At 44.8% G+C, this 5,325-nt stretch carries 4 protein-coding genes; all 4 read right to left on the bottom strand.

Going from position 1 to position 5,325, the window contains the following annotated elements; translation table 11 throughout:
- On the bottom strand, positions 1–372 hold a 372-nt coding region (locus FD30_RS11730; RefSeq protein ID WP_235803251.1), incomplete at its 3' end, for a helix-turn-helix domain-containing protein.
- Between the two features lie 383 nt (positions 373–755).
- Positions 756–2,156, bottom strand: coding sequence for a DHA2 family efflux MFS transporter permease subunit (locus FD30_RS04115; protein WP_056943999.1), 1,401 nt, complete (start codon positions 2,154–2,156; stop codon positions 756–758).
- 78 nt (positions 2,157–2,234) lie between these two features.
- Positions 2,235–3,638 carry a DHA2 family efflux MFS transporter permease subunit gene (locus FD30_RS04110; protein ID WP_056943998.1) on the bottom strand — a complete coding sequence of 468 codons (1,404 nt, stop codon included), beginning with the start codon at positions 3,636–3,638 and terminating at the stop codon, positions 2,235–2,237.
- A 429-nt stretch (positions 3,639–4,067) separates the two neighbouring features.
- Complete coding sequence (locus tag FD30_RS04105; RefSeq protein WP_056943997.1) at positions 4,068–4,814, bottom strand: HAD-IIB family hydrolase; 747 nt, start codon at positions 4,812–4,814, stop codon at positions 4,068–4,070.
- Positions 4,815–5,325 lie beyond the last annotated feature (511 nt).

Raw genomic sequence — 5,325 nt, 5'->3', positions numbered from 1 at the left:
TATTTCCCCGGAAATAATCTTGATCAACGTCGATTTCCCCGCACCGTTACTTCCTAGTAACGCAATCCGGTCGTGACTATGAATCGCCAAGTCAACGCCCGTCAGAACTGGCCGCTCAAAGCGTTTATGAATCTGTTGCAGCTTAAGAATGACTTCCCGCTGGTCAGCCGCCCCCAAAAGTAGCTGATCCAACGTGACTCCCAGAATCTGGGTCAGTAAGAGGACCTTATCCAGGCTAGGCTCCGATTGTCCGCCTTCCCACTTCGAGAGGGCTTGCCGCGAGATGTAGAGTTTACGGGCTAGCTCGGCTTGAGATAAATGATGTTCCGTTCTAAACTTCTGTAGTTGCTGTGGCAAGGTGTTATTCCCCATCAATAACCATCCCTTTCATTGGTTGCTTTAAAGATACCGACAACCGCGTCAAAACACAAGCTTTCCCGATATATCCGTAGTTGCGGACCTTGCTACTTTTGGTTGCCCCCCCTAATCCACGTTATTTTTCATCAAAAAGGTATGGCCATTTCTTAATAAATCAAGAACATTATTCGTTTTAATTATCCGAGACACCTCCATCCTCTGGTGAGTCGTATTCCTAAACTCCAATTCATTAGTAACTCCGCATCTAGCCTTCCAATGCTTTAAAATGACTATGACTGACTTCTTTTTCTTGTACAAACCACCAGCTTAACTAAAATAGACGATACTCCTTCAGTCCAATACGTTGAAGAAGACATCGTCTATTTTTCATAATTTATTTAATGTTTACGTTGCGCTAACGCCCACCACATCGTCATCCAGGCGAGCGCACCAACTAGACACAAGACAACTAATGCAAATTGTGAACCTCTGGCCGTCTTTTGGGCCAGGGTCAATCCACTCATTGCTTGACTGTTCGCAATAATTGCTGATACCAGGGCCGTTCCCACCGCCCCGGCAAATTGTTGCAAGGCGTTCATCAACGCATTGCCATCGGCCTTCAAGTCAGACGACAGATGCTTCAAGCCACTAGTCATGATATTGCCAAAGCTTAATCCAATGCCCACCATGTAACTCACAAAAATGGCTAACGTCACACCAACGCTCATCTGTCGAGCCAACAACGTCATTCCCAATAGCGAGACTGTCGCAAGCCCCAACCCCAATAGAATTGGACGTTTTGACCCAAACCGATCCAAAATCTGTCCACCAACCGGCGCAAAGGCTGCACCAACTAACGCCCCCGGGAAAACAATTATTCCCGCAATAAAGGCCGTCTGTCGATCGACTAACTGAAGGTAGTTCGGCAAAATAAAGGACAAACCCAACGACGTTATCTGCGTGAGAAAGAAAGCAAGTAAATGGCCACTAAATGCCCTATTCTGCAAAGTTCGTAGCTGAATCACCGGCGACTGCACGTGTAAGGAACGATAGCTAAAGTAAATGAGACCTAAAACACCTAAAACAATTGGTCCCCCTACTGATAAGCTCAACCATGAATGCGTACTGATTGCGCTAAAGCCATAAATCAGGCCGCCAAACGTAACCATAATGCCAAGCATACTCGGCCAATCAAAGTGTTCAGTAGCAGTCGGCGTGTTCTGTCGAATCGTTTTGAGTCCAATCAAAAACGAAATTATCAAGAACGGTAGCAAGATCCAGAAAATATAACGCCAACTCAGTCGTGTGACTAAAATTCCGCCATAAGTTGGTCCCACTGCCGGACCGATTGCCGTGACCAACGTTCCAATACCGGTCATTAAACCGACTCGGCTTAATGGCACCTGCTCCAAGATAATATTGAATATCAACGGTAACGCAATCCCCGTACCAAAAGCCTGAATCATTCGTCCAATCAACAGTAACGGAAAATTCGGAGCCAGGCCATCAACGATAATCCCAGCAATAAAGAGAAGGTTGGCCGTCACAAAGAGCCGTTTCATGGTAAACCGCCGCTTCAAATATGAGGAGATTGGCACGATGCAGGCTACAATCGTGAGATACAAGGTAGTTATCCATTGCACCGTTCCCGTTGTTACATGAAACTGTCGCATCAAAGTAGGAAACGTGACGTTCATCGCCGTTTCAATAATCACCCCACTTAGCGACATTAACCCCGTTGCCAAAACGGCACCAATAACTCGTGGTTGAATTTTTTCTGACTGTGCTTGCGTTGCCATTCAAACATCCTTTCTTTTGACCCAGAGTTTACGTGACAACGACCGACACCACTATTGCTCGTGATCACTCACGCTGGACTACTTCGATGACTCATGATGGACACCGAAAGCCAATAAAAACCCAGCCAAAGCCAACAGCAATACAAACCAAAAGCCGTAATGAATTCCTGAATTAACCGCCATTAACTGGTCACTTTGACTGGTCCCAATCGCCAATAAACTTGTCGCAATCGCAGTCGACAAGGCACCCACAATTTGTTCCAACGTATTTAAGATGGCACTACCATCCGCACTAAGCTTACCAGTCAGACTGTTAAGTCCATAGGTTTGGGAAGGAGACATTGCTAACGGAGCACCAATCATTAAAATGACGTGTCCCAAAATAATCAACCAAATCGGTGAAGTTGGTCCACTAACCAATAGGATGGCCACACCAAAAACGGCAATTAAGAATCCTAACCGTGATAACCACTTGGCACCAAAATTGTCGTACAAGCGACCAGCAATTCCCGAAGTAATGGCGTTCGCAATCCCCCCAGGAAGCATGACTAACCCCGTGGTGGCAATTGGCAGCTTGATTACTTGCTGAAGATACATTGGGAAGAGATACATCGAACCTAAGATCAACCCGAAATCAAGCATGACCAGTACCGTTCCTACCGTAAAGGCGGATTGGTTAAATGCACGGAGATTCAAAATCGGATACTTAATTTTCAACTGGCGGAATGCAAAGGCCACTAGTGCAAGAAGTCCAATAACTAATGTGATAATGACCGGTAACGATAACCAACCGGAACGACTCGCAAATGAAGCCCCAAAAATAATCCCGGCGAACCCAATCGTCGATTCAACAATTGAAAGCCAGTCCACCGGATCTTTGGTTTGTTGATAAACGTTCTCCAGGAAAAAGGCAACAAAGATAAAGGCAATGACTAAGAAAGGTAACAATAGCCAAAAAACCGCGTTCCAAGTAAAAGCTGACAACACAATTCCCGTAACCGTCGGGGCGATTGCTGGCGCAAATATCACGACCAACGCAGCTAATCCGATGACGGTCCCCAACCGATAAGGCGGGAAGATCTGCATTGCCACCGAAAACATGAGTGGCAGAACCAAGCCGGTCCCAATTCCTTGAATGAGTCGACCAGTCAATACAATTGCGAAGTTACTCCCCGTAGCGGAGATTAAGACCCCAATAATGAATGCACCTAAAGCCCCTAAAACAACCTTCTTGGTTGAGAACCACCGCGTCAATAAGCCCGAAAGTGGCATGAAAATTCCGATAACCAACATATACCCCGTCACTAGCCACTGGGCCGTAGCCTGACTGACCTGCAGACTGTTGATAATTGTTGTTAACCCCACATTCAGGGCCGTTTCTGAAAACATCCCCGAAAAACTTCCGATCATTAAACCAACCATGGCTAAAGCGGGATGCTTAACGCTAACTCGCGCCCGTGGCATTGTTTGTTCAAGTTCCATAATTCTAATTTACCGTCCTTCATAAGATAAAAACGCCAAAAAAAAAGGCCCTATCGGCCTACGCAAGACACGCTCGGGTGTCTTACCAGTGTTGTTCCGAATGGCGACGAAACAACGCGTTTCAAATGATGCTTGTGCACAAGCATTGCTAACTAACGAGAGCTACTATACCAGATATTTTCGAAAAAGGTTAACCCTCTTTGTGCGAATGTAAAATAAACGTAACAGTACTGGCATGCCGAAATTTCAGTTGCGCCCACTTCACCGCTGTTTAACCTTTTGCTCCCCATTTCCCTATTCTCCCCTATCTTTGGAAACAATTGTCAAAAATATGGCAATCCATTCGACTAACGCAAAGAGGTAACCTGACCAATTGTGGTCGGTTACCTCTTTTGGATTGTGGTGATAACCAATGGCTTTAACCCAAGCTTAGCGTTGGCCTAAGCTTAAAATTAGTTTTGCAATGGCTGCGGCATCTGGTGGACATATTATCGCTTGGGAAACGGGAGTCAATTCGGGTTTACTCGTAACCCAAATTGCTTGCTGAGCACAAGCTAACATGCTCCGGTCGTTTTCATCATTGCCAAAAGCAATATAGTGTTCGAAACCAATGTCGGCCAAAGCGTGGGCCTTATTAATGCCTTGAGCGGTGATATCTAAACTGCCTTCACCACTATGCTCAATGACGACTAGATTTAGTGTTATGAGTAATCGTTTGATCTTTGCGCGCAACGCTGGAGCTAGGTTTAGTAAAATAACTTTAACTGGATCATTTAAGGAAGCTAATGACTGACGTTGGGCTAATCGTTGGGGGTCAAGTTGACGTAAAATTGGGTTATCATTGGAAACCTGACAAGCATAATTCCACGTGCCGTCCATAACATAATCCAAGTGGTGCCTTTCTATGAGTTGCTTCAACTGTTGAACGGCAACCGGTGGTAATGGTTGGAGCACACTTAACTTTCCAGAAACCCGGGTCATAACACCGTTACCACCAATTAAGGGCTGCTGGTCAAATCCTGGAATAATGGGCAGTAAATCACGAATTGGTCGGGCAGACGCAAAGGCAACTTTGTGGTGATCTCGAATTAAGTTGGTTAACACCTGTGTAATGGCTGGGGCAATGGTCCGACCATCAAAGCTTAACGTACCATCAATATCAAAAACAAAATTCATGATAAACTCCTTAGATGAAATTCAGTGAGTGTCCGGTAATCTCACTTTTTCCAGTAATAGATAAGATTGAGTATACATGTAATGGTATTAAAAGACTATCTTTAATTTTGGTGTTGCAATAGAAACCGATTTAATAACAGAAAAGACACAACAACCTGATTTGGTCATTGTGTCTTCAGAAACTTATTATTTTGGACAAACGCGTGCTCGTTATCCAATCGTCCTTCGCATCACACTTAAAAAAGTCGACCCAGTAGCGCCAGGTAAACACATTTAGGGAATTTCTTGCCCAACTTAACCTTGTTCGTCATGTTTAACTTGTCATCGAAGTCGTAAACGACCGGCTCACCAGTCATTTTTCAAAGACTAGGCCATAATGATTGATTCAATTGCCAAATAGAAAAGTTTATACGTTACGCTATTCTCGCTAACTGATTAACCTGTTGTTTATCACCACGGGAGATTGTAAAATATAACCGAACACTTGTAGACAAAAAAGCCCATAGAGGCC

It is taken from the genome of Levilactobacillus namurensis DSM 19117 (genome assembly GCF_001434785.1).
Classification (GTDB): domain Bacteria; phylum Bacillota; class Bacilli; order Lactobacillales; family Lactobacillaceae; genus Levilactobacillus; species Levilactobacillus namurensis.
The sequence above is the reverse complement of the archived record's forward strand: the minus strand, read 5'-3'. Positions and strand labels throughout refer to the sequence as shown.